The organism is Rhodococcus olei (genome assembly GCF_039540555.1).
Lineage (GTDB): Bacteria > Actinomycetota > Actinomycetes > Mycobacteriales > Mycobacteriaceae > Rhodococcus_G > Rhodococcus_G olei.
Window position 1 is genome coordinate 1 of the sequence record NZ_BAABFB010000085.1, and the last position, 1493, is coordinate 1493.

Genomic DNA, 1493 nt, shown 5'->3' on the forward strand with positions numbered 1-1493 from the left:
AGGCCGGTGACCGCATCGGTCTCGTCGGCCGCAACGGCGCCGGCAAGACCACCACCCTGCGCATCCTCGCCGGTGAGGGCGAGCCCTACGCCGGCACCGTGGTCCGCAGCGGTGACCTGGGGTACCTGCCGCAGGACCCGAAGGAGGGCAACCTCGACGTCCTCGCCAAGGACCGGGTCCTGTCCGCCCGCGGACTCGACGAGATCCTCCGCAGCATGGAGAAGCAGCAGGCGATCATGGCCGAGGCCGTCGACGAGGGCGCCCGCGACCGGGCCGTGCGCAAGTACGGCTCGCTCGAGGACCGCTTCGCGGCGCTCGGCGGGTACGAGGCCGAGTCGGAGGCCGCCCGCATCTGCACCAGCCTCGGCCTGCCGGACCGGGTGCTCGCGCAGCCGCTGCGGACCCTGTCCGGTGGTCAGCGTCGTCGTGTCGAGCTGGCGCGGATCCTGTTCGCCGCCTCCGACGGCTCCGGCGGCAAGTCGAACACCACGCTGCTGCTCGACGAGCCGACCAACCACCTCGACGCCGACTCGATCACCTGGCTGCGCGGGTTCCTGCAGAACCACGACGGCGGCCTGATCGTGATCAGCCACGACGTGGACCTGCTCGACGACGTCGTGAACAAGGTGTGGTTCCTCGACGCCGTCCGCGGCGAGGCCGACGTCTACAACATGGGCTGGAAGAAGTACCTCGACGCCCGCGCCACCGACGAGCAGCGCCGCCGCCGCGAGCGGGCGAACGCGGAGAAGAAGGCGGCCGCGTTGCGGCAGCAGGCCGCCAAGCTCGGCGCCAAGGCCACCAAGGCGACCGCGGCGCAGAACATGGCCAAGCGGGCCGACAAGCTGATCGCCGACCTCGACGACGTCCGGGTCGCGGACAAGGTCGCGCACATCCGGTTCCCCGAGCCGGCGCCGTGCGGCAAGACCCCGCTGATGGCCAGGGACCTGACGAAGGTGTACGGGTCGCTGGAGATCTTCACCGGTGTCGACCTCGCGATCGACCGGGGTTCGCGGGTGGTGATCCTCGGTCTCAACGGTGCCGGCAAGACGACGCTGTTGAAACTGCTTGCGGGCGTGGAGAAGCCGGATCTCGGGGAACTGGTGCCCGGGCACGGTCTGAAGATCGGGTACTTCGCGCAGGAGCACGACACCCTCGACGACGAGGCGTCGGTGTGGGAGAACATCCGGCACGCCGCCCCGGACGCGGGGGAGCAGGACCTGCGCGGGTTGCTGGGGGCGTTCATGTTCACCGGGCCGCAGCTCGAGCAGCCGGCGGGCACGTTGTCCGGTGGTGAGAAGACCCGCCTGGCGCTCGCGGGGCTGGTGTCGTCGGCGGCGAACGTGCTGTTGCTCGACGAGCCGACCAACAACCTCGATCCGGTCTCGCGGGAGCAGGTCCTCGACGCGCTGCGCAGCTACCGGGGTGCCGTGGTGCTGGTCACCCACGATCCCGGTGCCGCGGAGGCGTTGAACCCGGAGCGGGTGATCCTGCTG

Annotated in this window: 1 protein-coding gene; it reads left to right on the plus strand. The window is 70.7% G+C overall.

Annotated features, from left to right (window positions below; genetic code table 11):
* The coding region (locus tag ABD951_RS27945; protein ID WP_345353433.1) for an ABC-F family ATP-binding cassette domain-containing protein at positions 1-1493 on the plus strand (1493 nt) is incomplete at both ends.